The sequence below is a fragment of the Azotobacter chroococcum genome, assembly GCF_002220155.1.
In the GTDB taxonomy this organism is placed as follows: domain Bacteria; phylum Pseudomonadota; class Gammaproteobacteria; order Pseudomonadales; family Pseudomonadaceae; genus Azotobacter; species Azotobacter chroococcum.
This window is the reverse complement of record NZ_CP011835.1, coordinates 2,088,149-2,111,017: the sequence shown is the minus strand read 5'-3', so window position 1 is coordinate 2,111,017 and position 22,869 is coordinate 2,088,149. Positions and strand designations below refer to the sequence as shown.

Here is a 22,869-nt window from a genome sequence, read left to right as displayed (position 1 = left end):
ATGCAAGCCTCTGGCGAAGAGGTCGCAGCCGATTTGTCTTGATGGCCGCCCAATGCGTTGGGCGGTTCATGAAGATCTTCCGGCGCTGCGTCTGCCCTTGCCAGTCAGCTCTCCACCTCACGCCGGTTGCCGTCTCTTTCCATGGCCGCAACAAGCTCCCTGGCACCCGATCCCCACCTGGAGACGACTTTGAGGGCTTCGGTGAAAGGCACGTCCAAGGGATGCACGCGTTTCCCGTCGAGAACGTAGACGGCGCCGGCAAGTGGCGTGGGGATCGATGGGACAAAAATCGTGTAGCGACCGTCCTCGAACTCCTCAATGATGAATGCCGGGACAAGAGCGTCCTCGATCTCGACCAGCGCGGGCTTCCAGACGTTTTGGCGGTTGTCCCCCGCCACCTGCTGGGTCAGGCTCCGGAACAGCGAGTAGCCCGGGATTTTTTCGAAGAAGCCTTTCTCCACCTGCTTGCGGGCCACCTGCCCCAACCGAGTGCGGAGAACAACCCCGATCAGGAAGCAGATCATCAATACGACGAGAAGGGATAGGGCCTGCTCGGCGGGAAACCAGTCCGGAAGGAGCTGGGTGAACGGCCGCACCAGTTGCCCCACCGATTTCATTCCCTTGAGAAGCACCAGGACGGCGAGGTAAATCGGTATGACGACGAGCAATCCGCCAATCACCCTTTGAGCGACGAACGCAAGAGCCTTTTTCATATGCACCGCCTTTCTTGACTATGGATTGGCGGAAAGGGCCACGCTCCCTTGATCCATGGATTCCGCGGCACATTCGCAAACCGATCAACAAGTTGTTTCAGTTTGATCACCAAAAGTGCCAACATCCGCCTCCAGCCACGCCGCGGGGCAACAACCGACTCCCGGAAAGATCGAACCTTCTGGCTCCCCCGGCATAGCCAGGGGATTACCCACTTTGATTATTGCTGCTTGATGTCCCGGGCTTCCTCTCGCGTTTCCTCCTTGGTGTCGCGTTTCTCCTGGCGACATTCCGAACGACTACTTTCATCTCCCTCCTTGCATGCCTCCTTCGCCTCCCTTGTTTCGTCGCGGCCTTCCTGCTTCGTATCCCGTGCTTCCTGCCGCTGCTCGCCCTGCTCGGTTGCATAGACCGGCACCGACACCCACTGCACGCCGGCGGCGATGGCCAGAGTTGCTACAACAGCCAGATGGCTCTTTTTAAACATGATCTTTCTCCGTTAATGAGTACAGTAACCTCGGCTTATCGGCGCGCCTTGTCCGAGAGTGCTCCGGAGATATTCAGTTAAATTCAGTGCCAGTGGTTTGTCCACCGAGCCATAAATTAATAGAAGCCAAGCAGTGCCCGATCATACTGCGTCAAAAGATCGCCAATTCATTGAGTTATCAGGCAAATTTCATGCACACGAAGGGCATGTAATTTCTTTTGTTTCAATAGGCCGCTCATGTTTGCATCTACCTGACCAACAACTTCAAACCCTAGTATCCATCCGCAAAGTACAAATCCATTACTTGTAAATTAGGGCTTGGGTCAAACGAAGCCGCCATGGTTGCCAGCTTTTGACTTCAGTCGGAAGCTGTCTCGAAAGCTGCAGGCAATCCGCGCGCACCGACGGCCAGGTGGATCGCCAGCGGCGCGGAGTTCATTAGTTCTGCATAGCGGTGCTGGTCGGCTCCTCGACCTCGTGCCAGCTGCTGTCCGGATCGAAGCGGGGCATCGCTAGGGCGATCTGCGCGCTGTCCGGGCCCATGTCCTTTTCGAACACTTGGCCGTCGTGGCTGATCATGAAGCTCATCACCCCGCTGTCGCCGTACTCGGCCGGCCAGGCGATCAGCGCGAAGCCGCGGCTCATGTTGTCGCCGAGCTTGTAGCCATAGGCGCCGCCCGGCGCGGACGGGCCCTGGGCATCGAGGATGCGGTAGCGGTAGCCGTGCCACACGCCGTCCGGCAGCTCGTCGCCGAACAGCGGGCCGAGCGGGCTTTCCTCGATGCCCGGCTCTTCGGGCCAGTACAGGCCGTCGTACTGGCCGTCGCTGCTCAGGAACTTCTGTGCGTACTCGAGCACGCCGTCGCCGTCGCGGTCGATCTCGGCGTAGTCCATCTGTGCGTCGTGGTAGGCCAGCACCGCCTCGATGGTGGCCAGCTCGTTGCGGCCGATGCGCCGCGCGCGGATCTCCTCGCCGCCGGCCTTGGGGTCGAAGCGCCAGCCGTCCTTGCCCTTGATCAGCGGCAGGGGGAATGACAAGGGCGTGTTGCCGACCACCAGCAGCGCGCGCCCCTGCCCATCGGGCTGGATCGCATGCTTCTCGCGGTAGAGGGCGAGGAAGGCGTCGACATCCTTGCGCTCGATATCGTCGGTGGGGATCCAGGTTTGCCAGTCGTCCCCGAGCAGCGCGGCGAGGCGCACGGGATCGCCCTTCTCCGTGCCCAGCGCGACGATCAGCGCCTCGACGGCGGCATCCGGGCTTGGGTAGACCTGCTGCGCACGCACCTCCAGCGTCAGCAGGACCAGCAGCACGGGAAGGAAAATACGGAATGCGGCATTCATGGCGAATCTCCTTTCAGCGCCGACGGGCGCTGCCCCGTGAAGGCGAGCGGGATGCCCGCTGCACCGGCCGGCCACTGCGTTCCACCTTCGGCCGGCTGGCGGAGGCGCGACTGGCCTCGCCGCGGCTGACGGACGCTCGCGCCTGCGAGGGGTTGCGCGCACCGGCGAAGGCATTGTTGCGTGTCTTCTGACTGCTGGAATACTTCTGCCGCGCCTGCTGGCGGGCCTGCGGGCTGCTCTGCGTACGCTGGCGCGGCTGGGCGCTGGCCTGCGTGCGCTGCCTGGCCTGCGGCTGGTCGCGCATCTCGCGGCCGGCGACCTGGGCCCGTTCGCGCGCCTCGCGGTTGCTGGTGGCCGGGGCCTCGACGCCGCGCTGGGCCATGCTCTGCCGGGCCCGCTCGCGGTCGGCGGCGCGGGCCGGCTCGCGGCCGCGCAGGGCGTCGCGCTGTTCGCTGCCGGGCAGACGCTGGCCGTAGCGCTCGCGGTTGGCACGGTCGCGATAGGGCACGCCGTCGCGATTGACCGCGTTGTGCTGCCACTTGTTCTGGCTGGCATCGAGCTGCCGGTTGCGGTTGAGGTTGTTGTAGCGGTCGACGTCGATGTCGATGTCGCCGTGGTCCCAGTCGCAGTCGCCCCAGATCGAGTCGATGACCGCCACGCCCGCGGCGAAGCCCAGGCCGGCGACCAGCGCGGAGCCGAAGTAGTAGCCCGCCGGCGGCGGATAGTACGCCGGCGGGTAGGACGGATTGGGCCAGGTGCCGTAGACCACGCTGGGGTTGTAGCTGGGCACGTAGACGACCTGCGGGTCGGCCGGCTCGATGATGATGGTCTGCGTGGAGGCCGGCGCCTGCACCACGGTGGTGGTGCTGGACGGCGCCGCCGGCTGCACGATGACGCGCTGCTGCTCGCTGGACTGGAGATTGCCGGCGGCCTGCGCCTGGCGGCGCAGGCGCTGCACCGAATCCATCACATCGTCGGGCTGGGCGAGGAAGGCATCGCCGACGCGCTGCACCCAGGCCGGGTCCTGGCCGAGAGTGACCAGCACCGCCGGGAAGGCGACCAGTGACTGCACGCTCGGGTCCCAGGGCTCGTTGGCCACCTGGCCCACGGCGTCGTCGCCGCTGGCATCCGGATGCGCCTTGGACCAGGCCACGGCGTCGGCGACATCGCCCGGGTAGGTGCTCGCCATCAGCACCTGGGCCAGCAGGGCGTCGGGATACAGGGCCAGCGGCGCCAGCATCTGGTCGAGCTCCTCCTGCCGGAAGACGGCTTCGCCCGAGGCAACCGCTGTGGGAGAACTGGCGGTGGCGTCGGTGGCGGCCTGGGCGACCTGCTCCGGCCAACCCGCCAAGGCCAGCCAGGCAAGCAGAACGGCGCTGAAACGACGATCGATACGCATGACGCTGCTCCTTGGGGCAGGAAAGCGGGACGAAACGCTGGGATATGGCACCCACCGTCGACGACGGGCTGCGGCTATGAAGCATAGGTGGTGCGGCTGGGTCAGGTACGAAAGCCTGAAGCGCCCTTGATCCGGTCACGCCTGAAACGTGGCGAAATGCCTGGCAGCAGCCATGGCGGGTCAACCTGATCCTGCCGAACCGGGCAGTCTGAATGTGTATGTGCGCACCCAATGGGCAACGGTGATCGCGGACCACTATGATCGATTGCATGACGCCTTCTTTGCCGATCCGCCAAGCCTGCCCGCCTGGTGCCTGCGTCTGCGGGCGCGAACGCCTGCTGGAGACGCCCGGCGCCGACCTGCGCATCCTGCGCCTGACGCGCCAGGAGGAAAAACGCCTGCTCGAGCGACTGGAAAACCTCGAGAGCCTGGCCGACCTCGAGCACATGCAGCGACGCATGTACGAGCAGTTGGGCATCCGCCTGGAAATCGCCCCCGGCTTCCACGAGGTGCGCAGCATGCGCGGCATCGCCATTCACATCGACGAACTGCCCGGACTGTGCCGCAAGACCCGCCAGTCGATCCCGGCGGCGATTCGTCGTGGCCTGGAGAAGCATCCGGAGATCGCCTACCGGCTGCTCGATGCCCACGACCTCTTGCGCGATGCCTGAGGGCCCCTCGAAAAGCCGGCAACAGACGCCTGGGAGCGCGCATTCGGCGGCCCACCGGATGCGCGCAAGCTCGAAGCGCTATTGCGCCGCACCGCCGCGAGGCTTGTAGAAGAGAAACTTGCCGATCTGGGCTGTCTTGCGGTATTTCCTGGCCCAGTCGGGGGACACGGTCCTGTCGTGGAAATACAAAGCGCCATTGGTTCGGTCCTTGAGTTGCTGGTTGAGCGCTTTTCGCGCCACTTCTTTGGCCACCTCGTAGCGGTCGTCCTCCTTGACCTGATCCGCGCGACCGTCGCACCACCATGAAAACTGACAGTCACCCTGCTCGGAGCCTTGCTTGACGACCCCGCAGAGCGTGTCTGGAAAGCCTTCGTGGCCCAGCCGGTTCATGGCAACGCTGGCGACGGCCTCCATTTCGGCAGACGCCCCGCCCTTGGCCTCCCAGTAGATGCTGCGTGCAAGGCAGGTGATTGCATCGTCCAGGGGCGCCTTGCCTGCCGGGTCGACCGCCTGCGCCTCGGATTTCGTGATGGCTTTGGTCCGCGGTGTCACGCCCTCCTCGGCCGCTGCCTTCTGCTCCAGTACCTCGGCCTTGTCTACTGCCGCTTCCGCTTTCTGCCCTGGCTCTGTCGCGATCGCCTGGTCCCCGAGCAGGATGGCCGCAAGGCATATCCATATAAGTCGCATGGTCGAACCTTCTGAATGAGCCCAAGTTGGCCCCATACCTGTGCCAGGTCCGACCAGCCATTCCGGGACTCGCGCCAATGGTGTGAGTCAGAAATTCGCAAGCTGCATCCACACGCAAACAGCCAGCGGCGTTCTCCTGGAAGCTTCGCGATGAATCCATGACTCGCCGGCGCGCCGGTTGGAGCGCCTCGACGACGGCATCGCCGCGTCGAATCGAGGCCGCCGTGATCGGGTCAGTCTAGCCGACTGGCGAAGCCGCGGAAGGGATGGTTCTCGGCACGTGAGCGGAGAACATTCGTGGTGAAGTGCGGCTGGCGGCTTCAAGACCCCACGGCATACGGATGGGAAGGCTTGCCACATACCGGATCAGAGCAAGACTTGCCTATAGTCAAACTGCTGTCGCAATAGCCATCCAAAATATGACACCGGTCATTTATCGGCTGATGCGTTCTTGCCAAGCTTAACTAGTGGCGGCAACAGGCAAGAATGATTATTATTAACGCCGACTACCAAGGGAGCGACCCCATGTATTTACGGGCATCTAAAGCAAGGGTTTTCAGCCTTTGGCTCATGACTCTCCTTGCCAGTACAGCTGCTTCCACAAGCTGGGCAGATGAGGCGTTTCTGCCTCCTGTCATGGAGTTGACCCAAGTCGAAATCAGCAAGGCTGGTCTGCTGGAACAAGATTTTGTTCTGCACTTCCGGATCAGCAACCCTAACGAGAGCAAGCTACCGGTTCGCGGCCTGGCCTATAAGGTGCGTCTGGAGGACCTTGAGCTGGTAAACGATGGTGAGTCGAGGCAATCATTCACCGTTCCAGCCTACGGCCATCAAGAATTCGAGGTGCCGGTCACGACCAACCTCTGGCGGCGCATGAAGCCCCTCGTCAAGTTGCTGAAGAAAGCTGAAACCCCCATCGCTTATCAGGTGAGTGGGGAGGTCAAGACTGGCCGTCTGTTCGGACGCAAAGTGCCGTTTTCCCATAACGGCGAGTTAACCCATGGCGAGATGCTCGCCAGCAATCCTTAGGCCCTAAGCAAAACCGCTCACATCCACTCCCTTTCCGCGCTCGCGCCCTGCTCGCCCCAGAGCACCCGGGCGGGCAGATCGTCCAGCGAATAGGCGCCGGCCTGCAGTTGCGGCAGTGCCCGCGCCGCGGCAAGCATCATGCGCGCCGCCAGTTCCGTCTCGTTGAAGCGCGCCTCCAGCAGCAGGGCGGCATGGCCGGCGTCGCTCGCCGCCGCATGGCGCTCCAGCACCAGGCCACGGTTGGTCTCCTCCAGCGTGGCGACGCTCTCCACCGGGAACACCAGGGTTTCCTCGTCCAGATAGAGCGGGTCCTGGCGGATGGCCTGTTCCACGGCGGCCGCATCGGCGCCGGGCTCCAGCTCGACATACACATAGCGCTGGAGCCTGCCGTCCTGGGCCTTCAGCTCGGTCGCCAGCGCCTTGCCGACGCCCTCGATCCCCTCCGCGGCCAGCGAGTGGTGCAGGCTGGTGCCGACATACAGGCTGCTGCGTGTGTGCCCGTGGGGGATCAGCAGCGCGAACTGGTTGCGGAACAGCGAGAGGATGCCCGGATCGCAGCCCGCGCCCACCACCGCGGGCGTCTTGCGCAGGCGTGCCACCCGCTGCATTTCCGCCTTGTGGGCAAGAAAGGCGTCACCGTGCAGACGCGCGCACTCCACCACAGGGAGTCGTCTTTGCAGCAGCTCGTTGGCCATGCCGAGGACCACGTCCGGGGGCACGCAGAGCAGCGCGGCATCGACCTCGTTCAACTCGGCGACATGGCCGACGACCGGGATGTCGCCCAGCCAGTCGAGCGGAGCGGGACTGCGCCGCACCACCCCCGCCAGCGCCAGGGTCGGATCGACCAGCAGCGCCTCGGCACAGCTGCGTCCCAGGTTGCCCAGGCCGATGACTGCAATCCGTCGTTTCTTCATGGCTTTCACATGCCTGATCGGTCGGGTTGCGCCCACCTGCCCGACTCGGGAAATCAAAAGCGTGAGCACTTGCCCCTGGGCACACTATAGATAAGCGGACTGGCCGAGAGCCCTGGGAAAACGGCCGTCCGTCAGTCCGCGGCGACCGGCTTTCCGCTGCGCCGGCCGGTCGCCGCCTTGCTGGAGGCGGCCTTGCGCTTCTTCTTCCAGGGCGCGGCGCCGCGCCCGGCCGAGGCCGGCGGGCCGCTGATGGTCAGGCGCAGGCCGGCGCAGCGCTCCACCAGCTTGCTCATCCATGCCGACTGCTTGGCGACGAACTCCTCCAGCGGCATCTCGCCGCTCTGCACCATGTCCAGCGCCTGCTCCCAGATCGCCGTGGTGCCGGGGTCGGCGATGGGCTTCGGCACGGCATCGATCAGGCTGAACGCCGCGGGAGTGGCGGCCAGCGCCTTGCCCTGCTTGACGAGATAGCCGCGGTCCAGCAGGCCCTGGATGATCCCGGCACGGGTCGCCTCGGTACCGATGCCGGTGGTGTCCTTGAGCTTCTGCTTGAGCCGCGGATCGTCGACCAGCTTGGCGACGTTCTTCATCGCCTTGATCAGGTCGCCCTCGGTGAACGGCTTGGGCGGCTGGGTCCAGAGGTCCTTGAGCGTCACCTCCTTGACGGCGCAGTCCTGCCCTTCGCGCAGCGCCGGCAGGGCCTGCGGCTCGGGGGCCTCGCGCCCTTTCGCCGGGGTCAGCGCCTCGGGCAGCGCGCGCCGCCAGCCGGGCTCGACAATGCGCTTGCCCACCGCGCGCAGGGCGTGGCCGGCGCAGTCGAAGTCGGCCTGGGTGCGGTCGTATTCGTGATTCGGCAGGAACTGCGCCAGGTAGCGGGCGCGGATCAGGGTGAACACGGCGCGCTGCTTGCCGACCAGGCGGTCGAGGCTCTGCGCGGCGGCGGTGGGAATGATGCCGTGGTGGGCGCCGACCTTGGCGTCGTTCCAGGCCCGCGAGCGGCGCTGCGGGTCGAGGTGGGGCTGCAGGGCGGCCAGCGCCGGATCGGCACGGCCCAGCGCGGCGAGGATCGCCGGCGCCTCGCCGTGCTGGCTCTGCGGCAGGTAGCCGCAATCGCTGCGCGGATAGGTGATGACCTTGTGCGTCTCGTAGAGCGCCTGGGCAATGTCGAGGGTTTCCTGGGCGCCGAGGCCGAGCCTCTTCGAGCAGACTTCCTGCAGGGTGCCGAGGTCGAACGGCAGCGGCGGCGCCTCGCGCATGCGCTCGGTCTGCAGCTTGATCAGCCGCGCGCTGGCGGCGCGGCGCATGGCGTCTGCCGCCTGCTGCGCCAGCGCCTGTTTCAGGCAGCGCCCCTGCTCGTCGCAGGCGTCCTCCGGCGCGCGCCACTGGGCGGTGAACGGCGTGCCGTCACTGAGCAGCTGCACCTCGATGGCCCAGAACGGCACCGGCACGAAGTCGGCGATGCTGCGGTCGCGGTCCACCACCAGGCGCAGGGTCGGCGTCTGCACGCGGCCCACCGGCAGCACGCCCTGGTAGCCGGACTGGCGGCCGAGTAGGGTGAACAGCCGGCTCATGTTCATGCCGATCAGCCAGTCGGCGCGCGAGCGGCCCAGCGCCGCGTGGTAGAGAGTGAAAGTCTCGGCGCCCGGCTTGAGCGCTTTGAGCGCCTTGCGAATCGAGGCGTCGTCCAGGGCCGACAGCCACAGCCGCTGGATCGGCCCGCGATAGCGGCAATGCTCCACCAGTTCGCGGGCGATCATCTCGCCCTCGCGGTCAGCGTCGGTGGCGATCACCAGTTCTGTGCATTCGCCGAGCAGGCGTTTGACGACCTTGAACTGGCTGGCGGTCTTCGGCTTGACCAGCATCTTCCAGCGCTCGGGGACGATGGGCAGGTCGGCGAGGTTCCAGCGCTTGTAGCGGGCGTCGTAGGCATCCGGCGGCGCGGTTTCCAGCAGGTGGCCGATGCACCAGGTCACCGTCACGTCCGGCCCGAGCCAGCAGCCGTCGCCGCGCCGGGTGGCCTGGAGCACTCGGGCGATGTCCTTGGCCTGGGAGGGTTTTTCGCAGAGGAAGAGCCGCATGGTCGCCATCAGTCGTTGTCGCGATGGCGCCAAGCATGTGCAGTAACGGGCGCTCAGGCAACCTTTATCTGTATGGCCATACAGATAGCGGAGCCCGTGTTGCCAAGGGCCATAGGAGGCACGTCTGAGGCGACATTGTCGGCGCGGCGCCTCTCCCCGACAGGGTTCAAGTTTTGCTTCTCCCAGATCCTATCGAGAAACAAACAGCAAAGGACGCACACCTATGAAAACGCACGGGCGATGGCCTTGCCAAAAGGTTCTCAAAACGCTATGTTAACGTTAACTATAGAGCATATAAAAACAAGAGGCGTAGATGTCCGGTTCGACAAGGGCGGGCTTGTACAGCACCGTTACACAGGCCTTGCGGAATCCTGGGGCGGAGTCGCAGCGCTCGCTCTCGATCAGAGACAGGCAGAAAGGGAGCCTCGACTCCCCTTCCCTTACGGCCATCGCCCGCCCGGATCCTGCTGCCCATCGGTCACGGGCCAGGAGCTTTCGTCCGCCACGCCGAATCGGCCGGCCCCCGGTTTCACTTCCACCAGTACTCGACCTGCACGCCGAAGTTGCCGCCGTGGCGGTCGGTACCGAAGGCGCCGGTCTCGGACAGCGCGGACTCGGGGTTCATTTCGGTGGCCGCGCGCTGCGCCGCCTCGTTCCAGGTGGCGTAGGTGTAGTAGACGCGCAGTTCCGGCCGCGCCCAGAAGCCCGGGCCGCCCGGCGACCAGGTCGGCGCGATGGTGAACTTGGTCAGCTTGCGGGTGCCGTCGGTCGCCTTGATCTGGTCGTGGCCGACCTCGGCGCTCACCTTGAACGTCTCGGTGAAGGCGTACACCGGCCGCACGCCGACCGACAGCCAGCGCATGTTGTCGCCATCGGGACGGACGTCCTTCTGGTAGACCAGTTGGAACTGGCCGCCGAAGCGCTCCGTGGTCTGCCAGTCGAAGTACTCGACCATGCGCCAACTCTTGTTTTCCTTGTCCAGCTCGCTATCGCCGGTGTAGCCCAGCCTCGTGCCTGGCCCCTCGCCGTATTGCAGGGCGAAGGTGTTGTACTTGCCGCCAAGGAAGCCTTCCTGCTTGTGCTGCACGGCCACCGACCAGCCGCTGTGGCTATCATCGCCGCTCGGTTTTTGCAGATAGCTGAGACCCACCTGCACCTCGCCGCCGGGGTTGGTCTTGAAGCCGTTGACGTTGAAGTCGTGGCGGGTGACGTAGGGGTTCTGCCAATAATCGTCCTTGCGCGAGAAGACGTAGCTGTAGCGCAGGTCGCCGATGGGCACTTCGTCGAAACCGAAACCGGTGGCGCTCTGGTTCCAGTAGTAGTAGTCGGTCATGTGGATGTCGTTCCGCTTGTAGTAGCGGCGCCCGACCCAGAAGTTGCCGCCGTTGAGTACCGCGGCGTTCTTCCACTCGACGAACATCTGCTGGATCCGCGAGGAACCCCCGCCATGCTCGTTGGAATCCTTGAACTTCGGCTTATGCCCGATGGGGTTGTAGAAGCCGCCCATGACCATGCCGGAGAGGGTCGAGCCATCGGAAAGGGCGATATCGTGATCCCAGGCAAGTTCGCTCCACTGCTCGCACTCGTTGCCGAGCCGGTATTTCGAGGGCGCGCCGGGTAACTGGAAGCAGGATTGCGTACCGCCTTTGGTATTGCCGCCGACCCCAAGGCGGTAATAGCCGCTGAAATTAAGCGCCTGGGCTGTCAGGGGAAATGCAAGAAAGGCACACAGTGGATAAAGTGCCTTTTTCATCGAATTTTTCTTCATATCCGCTCCGATTCTTATTTTTTCTAGCCGGTAAAGACCTGTACCCCAGGACAGTCGCCGATTACCGCCAGGAACTTGCAATCAAGTAGATAGCGCTACCTTTACGCCATCGTTGCACCGACAGACTCCAGTGCGCAGGGCTACCTGGTCGTCCGGGAGATGAAGGGCTTTACCCTCGCCCTCGCGCCTTCGCAGGCCTCAGGAGCCAGGCGTGAGCAAGGGACTTCGTGCTGGCGTGGAAGAACGCTTCCACACGGGGTCGCTCGTGCGGGCGCAGACAGCCGAGGAACGGACAAGAGAGGGGCAGCGAATGAATTCAGGAGACAAGGATGGGCAATACAGCATGTCAGTGAACCTTCTTATATTTATTCGAAGCCATGAGGGGGCATTCCTCAGACTGAAACAGCGCAGTGAAGCGGCTTAAGCTGAAACGTTTCAGCTGGCCTAATGATAGAGCAACTTTGTTTCAAGGTATAGCTGGATCCGCTATCCAGACATCGTTTTCTCGACCTGTCCCCGGAGCGGGAAAGTGCAGACAGAACGCGGCCCGGATAACGGCCGGACAGCACGGGAAGCGCTGTCCGGCATCGCCCGTCAGAAGATGTAGTCGGTGGTCAGGAAGCTCGACTCGCGGTTGCGGATGATCTCGCTGATCAGCTGCTTGTTGTCGTCCTGGAACTTGGTCGCCACCAGGGTACGGATCGAGAACACCCGCAGCGCGTCGTACACCGACAGGGTACCTTCCGCCGAGTTCTTCCGGCCGTTGAACGGGAAGCTGTCCGGACCGCGCTGGCACTGGGCGTTGATGTTGATCCGCCCGACCTGATTGGCGAAGGCGTCGACCAGCTTGCCGACCTGCTTCGGATCGTTGCCGAAGATCGACAGCTGCTGGCCGAAGTCCGACTCGCGCACGTAGTCGATTACCGTCTGCAGGTCGCGGTAGGGCACCACCGGCACCAGCGGACCGAACTGCTCTTCCTGGTAGACGCGCATCTCGGCGGTCACCGGGTAGAGCACCGCCGGGTAGAAGAACGTCTCGCGCGCCTCGCCGCCGCCCGGGTTGGCGATCCGCGCGCCCTTGGCCTGGGCATCGGCCACCAGGGTCTTGAGGAAGTCGCTCTTGCCCGGCTCGGGCAGCGGGGTCAGCGCCACGCCCGGCTCCCAGGGCATGCCCGGCTTCAGCGCGGCCAGCTTGGCGTTGAACTTCTCGAGGAAGCTGTCGACCACCTGTTCGTGGACGAAGAGGATCTTCAGCGCCGTGCAGCGCTGGCCGTTGAACGACAAGGCGCCGGTGATCGCCTCGCTGACCGCGTTGTCCAGGTCCACCTGCGGCAGGACGATGCCGGGGTTCTTGGCATCCAGGCCGAGGGCGGCGCGCAGGCGGTGCGGGCGCGGGTGGAGTTTTTTAAGGTCGCTGGCGCCCTTGTTGGTGCCGATGAAGGCGAACACGTCGATCTTGCCGGTTTCCATCAGCGCGCTGACGGTCTCGCGGCCGCGGCCGTAGATGATGTTGATCACCCCGGCCGGGAAGCTGTCGCGGAAGGCTTCGAGCAGCGGGCGGATCAGCAGCACGCCGAACTTGGCCGGCTTGAACACCACGGTGTTGCCCATGATCAGCGCCGGGATCAGGGTGGTGAAGGTCTCGTTCAGCGGGTAGTTGTAGGGACCCATGCACAGCGCCACGCCCAGCGGCACGCGACGGATCTGGCCGAGGGTGCCCTGCTCCAGCTCGAAGCGGCTGGAGCGGCGGTCCAGCTCCTTGAGTTCCTGGATGGTGTCGACGATGTAGTCGCAGGTGCGGTCGAACTCCTTCTCGGAGTCCTTGAGGTTCTTGCCGATCTCCCACATGAGGAGCTTGACCACCGCCTCGCGCTGCTCGCGCATGCGGGCGAGGAAGGTCTCGACGTGCTGGATGCGTTCGGCCACCGGCATGCTCGGCCACAGGCCCTGGCCGTTGTCGTAGGCCTTGACCGCGGCGTCCAGCGCGGTCAGCGCGGCGCCGGCATCGAGCAGCGGGGTGCTGCCGAGGATGACCTGCTCGTCACCCTTGTCGGTTTTCAGGTGGATGGGGCTGCGCACGGTGGCCAGCGGGCCTTCCCAGCGGCACAGCTTGCCGTCGATCAGGTATTCGCGCTGCTCGATCGGCGCGCCCAGGCGGTACTGCTCGGGAATCTCGGCGGCAGTGGGGAACAGGTTTTGCAGACGGCTCTCGGTGCTCATGACTCTACGTCGTCCTCGTTGTGATGTGGAAACGCGCCCGGCCTTACCGGGCGCATCGACCGTCCGACTGGATTCAGTGGCTGCAGCAGCGGCGGCGCAGCAGCGACTCCGCGCTATAGGGCGCCTTGCCCTGCAGCGCTTCCTCGATGCGCAGCAGCTGGTTGTACTTGCCGACCCGGTCCGAGCGGCACAGCGAGCCGGTCTTGATCTGCCCGGCGCGGGTGGCCACCGCCAGATCCGCGATGGTGGTGTCCTCGGTCTCGCCCGAACGGTGCGAGATCACCGCCGTGTAGCCGGCCAGCTGGGCCATGCGGATGGCGTCGAGGGTTTCGCTCAGGCTGCCGATCTGGTTGAACTTGATCAGGATCGAGTTGCCGATGCCCTTCTCGATGCCTTCCTTGAGGATCTTCGTGTTGGTGACGAACAGGTCGTCGCCGACCAGCTGCACCTTGTCGCCCAGCTTCTCGGTCAGGTAGGCCCAGCCCGCCCAGTCGCTCTCGTCCATGCCGTCCTCGATCGAGACGATCGGGTAGCGCTCGCAGAGGCTCGCCAGGTAGTCGGCGAAGCCCTTGGAGTCGAAGGTCTTGCCCTCGCCGGCCAGCCGGTACTCGCCGTCGTGGTAGAACTCCGAGGAGGCGCAGTCCAGGGCCAGGGTGATGTCCTTGCCCAGCACATAGCCGGCCCGCTCGACCGCCGCCTGGATGACCACCAGGGCTTCCTCGTTGGAAGCCAGCGACGGCGCGAAGCCGCCCTCGTCGCCCACCGCGGTGCTCAGGCCGCGCTCGGAGAGCACGGTCTTCAGAGTATGGAACACCTCGGCGCCGATGCGCAGGGCTTCCCGGAAGCTGGCCGCGCCGACCGGCTGGATCATGAACTCCTGGATGTCGACATTGTTGTCGGCATGCTCGCCGCCGTTGAGGATGTTCATCATCGGCACCGGCATGCTGTACTCGCCCGGCGCGCCGTACAGCTCGGCCAGGTGGGCGTAGAGCGGCAGGCCGCGGGCCGCGGCGGCCGCCTTGGCGGTGGCCAGGGACACCGCGAGGATCGCGTTGGCGCCGAGGATGTTCTTGTTCTCGGTGCCGTCCAGCTCGAGCATCGCGTCGTCGACCGCGCGCTGGTCGCAGGCGTCGAGGCCGAGCACCCGCTCGCGGATCGGCTGGTTGACGTTCTCCACCGCCTTCATCACGCCCTTGCCCTTGTAGCGCAGCGAGCCGTCGCGCAGCTCCAGGGCCTCGCGGGTGCCGGTCGAGGCGCCCGAGGGCACGCTGGCGATGCCGACGGCGCCGCCGGCGAGGGTGACCACCGCCTCGACGGTGGGGTTGCCGCGCGAGTCGAGGATTTCGCGGGCCGCGACCTGCTGGATCAGGGTGCTCTGGTTAGCCATGGTTCCGGGTGTCCTGTGCTGGGGTCGGCAGGGGCTCGCGCTCGGCGGCGAGCAGTTCCTGTTGTTCGGCGTATTCGGCGCGGACGTCGAAGTCGCGGGGCCAGTCCCGCTCCGCCTCCTGGCTGGGCGTGTTGCGTTGCATCGAATGTCCCTCCCTCACTGGACGATGTCGCCGACGCGCACGATGCGCAGGGTGTTGGTGCCGCCCTGGGCACCGGCATCACCCTTGGTGATCAGCACCAGGTCGCCCTCGAACACCAGGTTGCGCTGCATCAGCTCCTTCACCGCCCGGGCGTTCAGCTCGGCCTCGGCGATCCGGTCGGTCTCGAAGGGCACCGGGTTCACGCCGCGGAACAGCGCCACGCGGCTCTGCGTGCGCGGATGGCGGGAGAAGGCGTAGATCGGCAGGTGCGAGCGGATCCGCGACATCAGCCGCGGGGTGTCGCCGCTCTCGGTCAGGCAGATGATCGCCTTGACCCCTTCCAGGTGGTTGGCCGCGTACATGGCCGACAGGGCGATGGTCTCGTCGATCTTGTGGAACACCTGGTCCATGCGGTGCTTGGAACGATGCGCCAGCGGGTGCTTCTCGGCACCGAGGATCACCCGGCTCATGGCTTCCACGGTCTCCACCGGGTAGGAACCGGCGGCAGTCTCGGCCGAGAGCATCACCGCGTCGGTGCCGTCGAGCACCGCGTTGGCCACGTCGAACACCTCGGCGCGGGTCGGCAGCGACTGGGTGATCATGGTCTCCATCATCTGCGTGGCGGTGATCACCGCGCGATTCAGCACCCGCGCCCGCTCGATGATGCGCTTCTGCACGCCGACCAGCTCGGCGTCGCCGATCTCCACGCCCAGGTCGCCGCGGGCGACCATCACCGCCTCGGAGGCGAGGATGATGCCGTCGAGCACCTGCGCATCGGCCACCGCCTCGGCGCGCTCGATCTTCGCCACCAGCCCGGCGTTGCCGCCGGCTTCCTGCATCAGGCGGCGGGCGTGCTGCATGTCGGCGGCATCGCGCGGGAAGGACACCGCCAGGTAGTCGACCTGCATGCTCGCGGCGGTCTTGATGTCCTCGCAGTCCTTCTCGGTCAGCGCCGAGGCGGACAGGCCGCCGCCCTGGCGGTTGATGCCCTTGTTGTTGGACAGCGGGCCGGCGACCTGTACCTCGCAGACCAGCTGGGTGGCCTTGACCTCGAGGGTCTTGAGCACCACGCGGCCGTCGTCGAGCAGCAGGATGTCGCCGGGCTTGCTGTCGGTGATCAGCGCCTCGTAGTCAATGCCGACACGGGTGGCGTCGCCGGCGTTCTTGTCCAGGGCGGCGTCGAGGATGAACTGCTGGCCCTTCTGCAGCATCACCTTGCCTTCGGCAAAGCGCGAGATGCGGATCTTCGGCCCCTGCAGGTCGGCCAGGATGGCGACGAAGCGCCCGTGTTTGGCGGCCATCTCGCGCACCAGCGCGGCGCGAGCCATGTGCTCCTCGGCCTTGCCGTGGGAGAAGTTCAGGCGCACCACGTCGACGCCGGCCTTGATCAGGCCTTCGAGGACTTCGGGGGTTTCGGTGGCTGGGCCGAGGGTGGCGACAATCTTCGTTCTTCGCAGCATCTTGTTGATTCCTCCAGGAAACTTTCTATGCAAGGCAAAAGCGGGCAAGCGGAAAAGCCTTCGGGTCAGGCGGTCAGCCCAGCAGTTGCAGGGCTTCGGCACTGGCCTGCTGAACGCGCTGCCAGTCGCCGGCACGCGTCCAGGCGCTCTCCAGCATCCAGGTGCCGCCCACGCACATCACGTTGGGTTGCGCCATGTAGTTCTTGACGTTGCCCGGGTTGACGCCGCCGGTGGGGCAGAAACGGACGTTGCCGAACGGCCCGCCGAGCGCCTTCAGCGCCGGGATGCCACCGGAGATCTCGGCCGGGAACAGCTTGAAGCGGCGGTAGCCCAGGGCGTAGCCGAGCATGAGTTCCGAGGCACTGCCGATACCGGGCAGCAGCGGTACCGGGCAGCTCACTCCGGCCTTCAGCAGTTCGGGGGTGCTGCCGGGGGTGACGATGAACTGCGCCCCTGCCGCCACGGCATCGGCCAGCATCGTTTCGTCGAGCACGGTGCCGGCGCCGACGCAGAGGTCAGGGCGCGCCTCGCGCAGCACGCGGATGGCGGTCAGGCCGTGCTCGGAGCGCAGGGTGACCTCCAGGGTGCGCAGGCCGCCGGCGGCCAGGGCGTCGGCCATCGGCAGGATGTCCGCCTCACGCTCGATGGTGATGACTGGAAGGATGCGGGCCTCTTCGCACAGCCGATCGATCAGGGCGACCTTGTCGGCCATGCTCGGCACGGTCTGGGAGGTTGCCGGCTTATTGTTCTGAATGCTGCTCATATCGGTTGGTCCTTCGGGCTCACAGGCACCGGTAGAGGTCGGAAAAATTCGGAAAAGGGCATGAATCGGCACAATGGATCAGGTAGCGCTGTCCCTGGCAAGCCGGACAACCGCCGGACTCGACCGGGGCGAGCCGGACGGCCTCAGAAGTCGCCATACCAGCTCTTCCCGTCACGGGTGATCAGTGCAATCGAAGACAGCGGCCCCCAGCTGCCCGCCGCGTAGGGCTTGGGCGCCTCGCCCTGCAGGCGCCAGCCGGCGATCAGCCGGTCGCACCACAGCCAGGCGTGCTCGATCTCGTCCTTGCGCACGAACAGGTTCTGGTTGCCCTTCATCACTTCCAGCAGCAGCCGCTCGTAGGCGTCGGGGATCCGCGCGCTGCGGTAGGTGTCGGAGAAATTCAGCTGCAGCGGACCGCTGCGCAGCTGCATGCCCTTGTCCAGCCCCTGCTCCTTGGTCATCACCTGCAGGGCGATGCTCTCGTTCGGCTGCAGGCGGATGATCAGCTTGTTGCCGATCAGCGGGCGCTGCTCCGCGGCGAAGATGTAGTGCGGCGGCGCCTTGAAGTGGATGACGATCTGCGACAGCTTCTCCGGCATCCGCTTGCCGGTGCGCAGGTAGAACGGCACCCCCGCCCAGCGCCAGTTGCGGATCTCCGCGCGCAGGGCGACGAAGGTCTCGGTGTCGCTGCTGGGGTTGGCGTTGTCCTCTTCCAGGTAGCCGGGTACCGGCTTGCCGAGGATGCTGCCAGCCACGTACTGGCCGCGCACCACCTGCTGGCTCAGCTGGGCGGCGTCGATCGGCGCCAGCGCCTTGAGCACCTTGACCTTCTCGTCGCGGATGCTGTCGGCCGACAGGTCGCTCGGCGGGTCCATGGCGATCAGGCAGAGCAGCTGCAGCAGGTGGTTCTGGATCATGTCGCGCAGCTGGCCGGCCTTGTCGAAGTAGCCCCAGCGACCCTCGATGCCCACCTGCTCGGCCACGGTGATTTCCACGTGGGAGATGTGGTTCTGGTTCCACTGGGTCTCGAACAGGCTGTTGGCGAAGCGCAGGGCGATCAGGTTCTGCACCGTCTCCTTGCCCAGGTAGTGGTCGATCCGGTAGGTGCGGTCTTCCGGGAAGTGCCGCGCCACCGCGTCGTTGACCTTGCGCGAGGATGCCAGGTCATGGCCGATCGGCTTCTCCAGCACCACCCGGGTGCGCTCGGCCAGGCCGGCCTCGGCCAGCCCGGCGCAGATCGGCTCGTAGAGCGCCGCCGGGGTGGCGAAGTAGGCGATCAGCCGCTGCGCCTCGCCGACCCGGTCGGCCAGCGCGGCGTAGTCGCCCGCGTTGAGGAAATCCATCGACAGGTAGTCCAGGCGGCCAAGGAAGCGCTGCAGGACGCCCTCCTCCAGCTCCACGCCCGGCACGTGGCGGCGCAGGTGCTCGGCGATGGTGGCCAGGTGGCGACTCTCCTCGCCGGACTCGCGGGCCAGGGCGAGCAGCCGCGTGTCGGGACACAGCAGGCCGGCGCGGTCCAGTTGGTAGAGGGCGGGGAACAACTTGCGCAAGGCCAGGTCACCGAGCGCGCCGAACAGGGCGAAGGTGCAAGGCTCGACAGGAGTAACAGTCATGGTATTTGTTCTTTTATCAAAGTCACGATTTATGAAAGCATTGTTGAATCGTTTCATCAACAAAAATTACGTAATAAAACAACATTTCTCCATAACCGGGATTTCCAGTGGCTCCTGCCGGAAGCGCCCAGTTACGATAAGGCACTCAATGCACCATCCATCCCAGGAACCAACATGGATCGCACGCGAAACCTGCTGGAACAGATCCAGAACCGTCTGGAAGAGCTGAACAAGGCCGAGCGCAAGGTCGCCGAAGCCATCTTGCAGGACCCGAAACAAGCCACCCGCTACAGCATCGCCTCGCTGGCCCAGGCCGCCCAGGTCAGCGAACCGACCGTCAACCGCTTCTGCCGCTCGTTCGGCGTCAGCGGCTACCCGGAACTGAAACTGCAACTGGCGCAGAGCCTGGCCAGCGGCGCCGCCTATGTGAGCCGCGCCGTGGAAGCCGACGACGGCCCCGAGGCCTACACCCGGAAGATCTTCGGCAGCACCATCGCCTCGCTGGACAGCGCCTGGCAGGCGCTCGATCCCCAGGCGATCGACCGGGCCGTCGACCTGCTGATCCAGGCCCGGCAGATCCACTTCTTCGGCCTCGGCGCCTCCGCCTCGGTGGCCCAGGACGCCCAGCACAAGTTCTTCCGCTTCAACCTCGCCGTGTCGGCGCAGAGCGACGTGCTGATGCAGCGCATGCTCGCCTCGGTGGCTCATACCGGCGACCTCTTCGTGATCATTTCCTACACCGGGCGCACCCGCGAACTGGTCGAGGTGGCGCACCTAGCCCGCGAGAATGGCGCCTCGGTGCTCGGCCTGACCGCCGCCGACTCGCCGCTGGCCAGGGCCTGCACCCTGAGCCTGGACATCCCGCTGCCGGAGGACACCGACATCTACATGCCGATGACTTCGCGGATCATCCAGCTCACCGTGCTCGACGTGCTCGCCACCGGCATGACCCTGCGCCGTGGTACGGACTTCCAGCCGCACCTGCGCAAGATCAAGGAGAGCCTCAACAGCACCCGCTATCCGAGCGACGACGAGCTCCTCTAGCCCCCTACTTCAGCCCTTCCAGATCGGCGGTGAAGGCGCTCGCGCCCTGCTCCGCCGTGCTGAAGGACGTCCGCATGAAGGAGAACAGCTCGCGGCCGCAGCCGACGCCAGCGCCCTGCGGGACACTCGCCGGTTCGCGAGCGGCCAGTTCGGCGGCATCGACCAGCACTTCCAGGGTGCCGGCCTGGCCGTCTACACGAATCACGTCGCCGTCGCGCAGCTTGGCCAGCGGGCCGCCGTCGATGGCCTCCGGACAGACATGGATGGCCGCCGGGACCTTGCCGGAGGCGCCGGACATGCGCCCATCGGTCACCAGCGCCACCTTGAAACCGCGGTCCTGCAGCACGCCCAGATAGGGGGTCATCTTGTGCAGCTCGGGCATGCCGTTGCTGCGCGGGCCCTGGAAGAGCATCACCGCCACCAGGTCGCGCTCCATCTCGCCGGCCTTGAAGGCATCGGCCAGCTCCTGCTGGTCGCGGAACACACGCGCCGGCGCCTCCACCACCTGATGCTCGGGCGCCACTGCGGACACCTTCATCACGCCCCGCCCCAGATTGCCGACCATCACCCGCAGGCCACCCTCGGCCGAGAAGGGCCGCGCCGCCGGACGCAGGATGTTTTCGTCGAGGCTCTGTGCCGGGCCGTCGCGCCAGACCAGCTGCTCCCCGTCGAGGAAGGGCTCCTGGGCGTAGCGGCGCAGACCGCGCCCGACCACGGTATTGACGTCCTCGTGGAGCAGCCCCGCGTCGAGCAGCTCGCGAACCAGGAAGGCCACGCCGCCGGCGGCCTGGAAGTGGTTGATGTCGGCCTTGCCGTTCGGATAGACCTTGGTCAGGGTCGGCACCACCTCGGAGAGGTCGGCCATGTCCTGCCAGGTGAGCTGGATGCCGGCAGCCTGGGCGATAGCCGGCAGGTGCAGGGTGTGGTTGGTGGAGCCGCCGGTGGCATGCAGCGCCACCACCGAGTTGACCACCACGCGCTCGTCGACGATCTGGCCGAGCGGCATGAACTGCCCGCCCTGCTTGGTCAGGCGGGTGACCTGGCGGGCCGCCTCCTCGGTTAGGAGGTCGCGCAGCGGGGTGTCGGGGTTGACGAAGGAGGAACCTGGCAGGTGCAGGCCCATCACTTCCATCAGCATCTGGTTGGTGTTGGCAGTGCCGTAGAAGGTGCAGGTGCCGACGCCGTGATAGGCCTTCATCTCGGACTCGAGCAGCTCGTCGCGGCTGGCCTTGCCTTCGGCATAGCGCTGTCTCACGTCCGCCTTTTCTTTGTTCGACAGGCCCGAAACCATCGGCCCGCTGGGCATGAACAGCGCCGGCAGGTGGCCGAAGCGCAGGGCGCCCATCAGCAGGCCGGGGACGATCTTGTCGCAGATGCCGAGGTACAGGGCGGCATCGAACATGTTGTGGGACAGCGCCACCGCCGTGGACAGCGCAATCACTTCACGGCTGGCCAGAGCCAGCTCCATGCCCGGCTCGCCCTGGGTCACGCCGTCGCACATGGCCGGCACGCCGCCGGCGACCTGACCGACCGAGCCCATGTCGCGCAGGACGCGCTTGATCCGCTCCGGATAGTGCTCATAGGGCTGGTGGGCGGAGAGCATGTCGTTGTAGGCCGTGACGATGGCCACGTTGACGGAGTCCATCAGCCGCAGGCGCTGCTTGTCGCTGCCGTCGCAGGCAGCCACGCCGTGGGCGAAGTTGGCGCACTGCAGCTTGCCGCGCTGCGGCCCCTCAGCGGCGGCAGCCTGGATCATGGCCAGATAGCGCTCGCGCGTGGCACGGCTACGTTCGACCAGGCGTTCGGTTACCTCAAGGACGCGGGGATGCATGGGATAGACTCCAGATAGCGGCTATGTTTATTTTATAAAAACAACCATACCCTGTATTAACGGAAAAAACAGCCCTTTATTTGCGTATTTTGATATTGTTTTAACAACAAAATCAGAGACCAAACGAAAACCGGGCCGACTGCCGAATCCAACCGGGCAGCAGCTGCGCAATGCGCCGGGAAGATACAGATCCCCCTGTCCAGCGCGAAAACGTCAGGTGCTCTCGCGCACCATCAGTTCGAAGCCGATGTCCTGCACCGGCTCGGTGATCGACTGGCCGGCCATCAGCGCGAGCAGCAGTTCGGCGGCGCGGCGGCCGATGGCTTCGCGCGGCGTGCGGATGCTGCTGAGCCGCGGCACCATGAAGGACGAGGCCGGCAGGTCGTTGAAGCCGAGCACCGCAACCTGCTCGGGAACCTTCACGCCGCGGCGCATGGCCTCCAGCAGGGCGCCGTGGGCTAGGTCGTCGTTGCCGAAGAAGATGGCGTCGATCTGCGGATGGCTGGCCAGCAGCTGGTTGAACAGCTCGCAGCCCAGGCCGACGGACGACGCCCGTGGGGTCAGCAGCTCCAGGGCCGGATCGTAGAGGCCGGCCTGCTGCAGGGCCCGACGGAAACCCTCGCCGCGCAGCAGGGTGCGCTGGTCGAGCTGGGCGCCGACGAAGGCCATCCGCTGCCGGCCGCGCGCGATCAAATGCTCGGCTGCCGCCGCGCCGGCGCGCAGCTGCGAGAAGCCGACGCAATGCAGGCCGGCGCCGGAATCCAGATCCATCATGTAGACGCAGGGAATGCCGCTGGAGTCGAGCATGCGCCGCGCACTCTCGGTGCGCTCGAAGCCGGTGAGCAGCAGGCCGCGCGGCTGGTAGGCGAGGTAGTTGCGGATCAGGTCCTCCTCCTCGTCGCGCGAGTAGTGGGAGTTGCCGATCAGCACCTCCAGCCCCTTCGGCCGCATCACCGCATGGATGGCCTCGAGAGTTTCGACGAACAGCTGGTTGCCCAGGGAGGGCACCACCACCGCCACGGTCTGGCTGCGCGCAGAAGCCAGCGCCCGGGCCGCCGGATTGGCCACGTAGCCCAGCTCGCGGGCGGCGTCGCGAACCCGCTGCGCCAGCTCCTCGGCGACGCTGGGAATGCCGCGCAGGGCACGGGAGGCGGTGATCGGACTGACGCCGGCGCTACGTGCCACTTCGTTGAGCGTCGGACGTCCGGTGGTACGGGTATTCTTATCGTTCTTGGGGGTGGTCATCTAGACAGTCGCACCATGAGCAGTATCGGAATGGAACGGCAGGCACCGTGGAAGACTGCAGCACCTGCGGAGCGGCCAT

At 65.6% G+C, this 22,869-nt stretch carries 19 protein-coding genes; 3 read left to right on the top strand and 16 right to left on the bottom strand.

The features are described 5' to 3' along the window. Positions 1 to 104: 104 nt before the first annotated feature. The 4 genes from ACG10_RS09790 to ACG10_RS09775 form a co-directional block, all read right to left on the bottom strand. Positions 105 to 713, bottom strand: a complete 609-nt coding sequence (locus ACG10_RS09790; protein WP_089168072.1) for a DUF502 domain-containing protein — start codon at positions 711 to 713, stop codon at positions 105 to 107. 218 nt (positions 714 to 931) lie between these two features. Further along, positions 932 to 1,198, bottom strand: coding sequence for a hypothetical protein (locus tag ACG10_RS09785; RefSeq protein WP_089168071.1), 267 nt, complete (start codon positions 1,196 to 1,198; stop codon positions 932 to 934). Positions 1,199 to 1,636: 438 nt separating this feature from the next. Further along, complete coding sequence (locus ACG10_RS09780) at positions 1,637 to 2,539, bottom strand: DUF2950 domain-containing protein (protein WP_089168070.1); 903 nt, start codon at positions 2,537 to 2,539, stop codon at positions 1,637 to 1,639. A 13-nt stretch (positions 2,540 to 2,552) separates the two neighbouring features. After that, positions 2,553 to 3,938, bottom strand: a complete 1,386-nt coding sequence (locus ACG10_RS09775) for a DUF3300 domain-containing protein (RefSeq protein ID WP_089168069.1) — start codon at positions 3,936 to 3,938, stop codon at positions 2,553 to 2,555. A 269-nt stretch (positions 3,939 to 4,207) separates the two neighbouring features. On the opposite strand from ACG10_RS09775, the gene ACG10_RS09770 reads away from it, so the two are divergent. Then, positions 4,208 to 4,609: a hypothetical protein gene (locus ACG10_RS09770; protein WP_198319044.1), complete on the top strand. Its 402-nt coding sequence runs from the start codon at positions 4,208 to 4,210 to the stop codon at positions 4,607 to 4,609. Positions 4,610 to 4,687: 78 nt separating this feature from the next. On the opposite strand, the gene ACG10_RS09765 is transcribed toward ACG10_RS09770, so the two are convergent. Next, positions 4,688 to 5,296, bottom strand: a complete 609-nt coding sequence (locus ACG10_RS09765; protein ID WP_089168067.1) for a cell wall hydrolase — start codon at positions 5,294 to 5,296, stop codon at positions 4,688 to 4,690. A 525-nt stretch (positions 5,297 to 5,821) separates the two neighbouring features. On the opposite strand from ACG10_RS09765, the gene ACG10_RS09760 reads away from it, so the two are divergent. Next, positions 5,822 to 6,325, top strand: a complete 504-nt coding sequence (locus ACG10_RS09760) for an LEA type 2 family protein (RefSeq protein ID WP_089169843.1) — start codon at positions 5,822 to 5,824, stop codon at positions 6,323 to 6,325. A gap of 17 nt (positions 6,326 to 6,342) precedes the next feature. On the opposite strand, the gene ACG10_RS09755 is transcribed toward ACG10_RS09760, so the two are convergent. From ACG10_RS09755 to zwf, 9 genes are all read right to left on the bottom strand, one after another. After that, entirely contained in the window at positions 6,343 to 7,239 is an 897-nt protein-coding gene (locus ACG10_RS09755) for a Rossmann-fold NAD(P)-binding domain-containing protein (protein WP_089168066.1), read from the bottom strand. A gap of 131 nt (positions 7,240 to 7,370) precedes the next feature. Beyond that, entirely contained in the window at positions 7,371 to 9,317 is a 1,947-nt protein-coding gene (locus ACG10_RS09750; protein ID WP_198319076.1) for a DNA topoisomerase III, read from the bottom strand. 529 nt (positions 9,318 to 9,846) lie between these two features. Further along, on the bottom strand, positions 9,847 to 11,085 hold the full coding sequence (locus tag ACG10_RS09745) for a maltoporin (protein ID WP_089168064.1): 1,239 nt from the start codon (positions 11,083 to 11,085) through the stop codon (positions 9,847 to 9,849). Between the two features lie 594 nt (positions 11,086 to 11,679). After that, complete coding sequence (locus tag ACG10_RS09735) at positions 11,680 to 13,305, bottom strand: NADP-dependent glyceraldehyde-3-phosphate dehydrogenase (RefSeq protein WP_089168063.1); 1,626 nt, start codon at positions 13,303 to 13,305, stop codon at positions 11,680 to 11,682. Positions 13,306 to 13,378: 73 nt separating this feature from the next. After that, positions 13,379 to 14,692, bottom strand: coding sequence for a phosphopyruvate hydratase (eno, locus tag ACG10_RS09730; RefSeq protein ID WP_089168062.1), 1,314 nt, complete (start codon positions 14,690 to 14,692; stop codon positions 13,379 to 13,381). Further along, the gene (locus ACG10_RS24110) at positions 14,685 to 14,834 is read right to left on the bottom strand and encodes a hypothetical protein (RefSeq protein ID WP_165493858.1); all 150 of its coding nucleotides are present in this window, start codon (positions 14,832 to 14,834) and stop codon (positions 14,685 to 14,687) included. The genes eno and ACG10_RS24110 overlap by 8 nt, the downstream gene beginning before the upstream one ends. Before the next feature lie 14 nt (positions 14,835 to 14,848). Further along, positions 14,849 to 16,294, bottom strand: a complete 1,446-nt coding sequence (gene pyk, locus ACG10_RS09725) for a pyruvate kinase (protein WP_089168061.1) — start codon at positions 16,292 to 16,294, stop codon at positions 14,849 to 14,851. Positions 16,295 to 16,367: 73 nt separating this feature from the next. Continuing rightward, a complete protein-coding gene (locus ACG10_RS09720; RefSeq protein WP_169531353.1) occupies positions 16,368 to 17,057 on the bottom strand; it encodes a bifunctional 4-hydroxy-2-oxoglutarate aldolase/2-dehydro-3-deoxy-phosphogluconate aldolase in 690 nt (229 codons plus the stop codon). Positions 17,058 to 17,200: 143 nt separating this feature from the next. Further along, positions 17,201 to 18,670: a glucose-6-phosphate dehydrogenase gene (zwf, locus tag ACG10_RS09715; RefSeq protein WP_089168060.1), complete on the bottom strand. Its 1,470-nt coding sequence runs from the start codon at positions 18,668 to 18,670 to the stop codon at positions 17,201 to 17,203. A 174-nt stretch (positions 18,671 to 18,844) separates the two neighbouring features. Here zwf and ACG10_RS09710 point away from each other — a divergent pair, with 174 nt between their 5' ends. Then, complete coding sequence (locus ACG10_RS09710; protein ID WP_089168059.1) at positions 18,845 to 19,714, top strand: MurR/RpiR family transcriptional regulator; 870 nt, start codon at positions 18,845 to 18,847, stop codon at positions 19,712 to 19,714. A gap of 4 nt (positions 19,715 to 19,718) precedes the next feature. Here the strand turns inward: ACG10_RS09710 and edd are convergent, their stop codons facing one another. Both edd and gntR read right to left on the bottom strand, forming a co-directional pair. Next, a complete protein-coding gene (gene edd / locus ACG10_RS09705; RefSeq protein ID WP_089168058.1) occupies positions 19,719 to 21,545 on the bottom strand; it encodes a phosphogluconate dehydratase in 1,827 nt (608 codons plus the stop codon). 213 nt (positions 21,546 to 21,758) lie between these two features. Beyond that, positions 21,759 to 22,790, bottom strand: coding sequence for an HTH-type transcriptional regulator GntR (gene gntR / locus ACG10_RS09700; RefSeq protein WP_089168057.1), 1,032 nt, complete (start codon positions 22,788 to 22,790; stop codon positions 21,759 to 21,761). Positions 22,791 to 22,869 lie beyond the last annotated feature (79 nt).

Coding starts and splice junctions, on each gene's coding strand:
- ACG10_RS09785 (WP_089168071.1), bottom strand. CDS start 1,198: ATGTTTAAAAAGAGCCATCTGGCTGTTGTAGCAACTCTGGCCATCGCC.
- ACG10_RS09775 (WP_089168069.1), bottom strand. CDS start 3,938: ATGCGTATCGATCGTCGTTTCAGCGCCGTTCTGCTTGCCTGGCTGGCC.
- ACG10_RS09710 (WP_089168059.1), top strand. CDS start 18,845: ATGGATCGCACGCGAAACCTGCTGGAACAGATCCAGAACCGTCTGGAA.
- ACG10_RS09770 (WP_198319044.1), top strand. CDS start 4,208: ATGACGCCTTCTTTGCCGATCCGCCAAGCCTGCCCGCCTGGTGCCTGC.
- ACG10_RS09745 (WP_089168064.1), bottom strand. CDS start 11,085: ATGAAGAAAAATTCGATGAAAAAGGCACTTTATCCACTGTGTGCCTTT.
- ACG10_RS24110 (WP_165493858.1), bottom strand. CDS start 14,834: ATGCAACGCAACACGCCCAGCCAGGAGGCGGAGCGGGACTGGCCCCGC.
- eno (WP_089168062.1), bottom strand. CDS start 14,692: ATGGCTAACCAGAGCACCCTGATCCAGCAGGTCGCGGCCCGCGAAATC.
- ACG10_RS09755 (WP_089168066.1), bottom strand. CDS start 7,239: ATGAAGAAACGACGGATTGCAGTCATCGGCCTGGGCAACCTGGGACGC.
- ACG10_RS09720 (WP_169531353.1), bottom strand. CDS start 17,057: ATGAGCAGCATTCAGAACAATAAGCCGGCAACCTCCCAGACCGTGCCG.
- ACG10_RS09760 (WP_089169843.1), top strand. CDS start 5,822: ATGTATTTACGGGCATCTAAAGCAAGGGTTTTCAGCCTTTGGCTCATG.
- ACG10_RS09750 (WP_198319076.1), bottom strand. CDS start 9,317: ATGCGGCTCTTCCTCTGCGAAAAACCCTCCCAGGCCAAGGACATCGCC.
- ACG10_RS09780 (WP_089168070.1), bottom strand. CDS start 2,539: ATGAATGCCGCATTCCGTATTTTCCTTCCCGTGCTGCTGGTCCTGCTG.
- gntR (WP_089168057.1), bottom strand. CDS start 22,790: ATGACCACCCCCAAGAACGATAAGAATACCCGTACCACCGGACGTCCG.
- zwf (WP_089168060.1), bottom strand. CDS start 18,670: ATGACTGTTACTCCTGTCGAGCCTTGCACCTTCGCCCTGTTCGGCGCG.
- ACG10_RS09765 (WP_089168067.1), bottom strand. CDS start 5,296: ATGCGACTTATATGGATATGCCTTGCGGCCATCCTGCTCGGGGACCAG.
- pyk (WP_089168061.1), bottom strand. CDS start 16,294: ATGCTGCGAAGAACGAAGATTGTCGCCACCCTCGGCCCAGCCACCGAA.
- ACG10_RS09790 (WP_089168072.1), bottom strand. CDS start 713: ATGAAAAAGGCTCTTGCGTTCGTCGCTCAAAGGGTGATTGGCGGATTG.
- edd (WP_089168058.1), bottom strand. CDS start 21,545: ATGCATCCCCGCGTCCTTGAGGTAACCGAACGCCTGGTCGAACGTAGC.
- ACG10_RS09735 (WP_089168063.1), bottom strand. CDS start 13,305: ATGAGCACCGAGAGCCGTCTGCAAAACCTGTTCCCCACTGCCGCCGAG.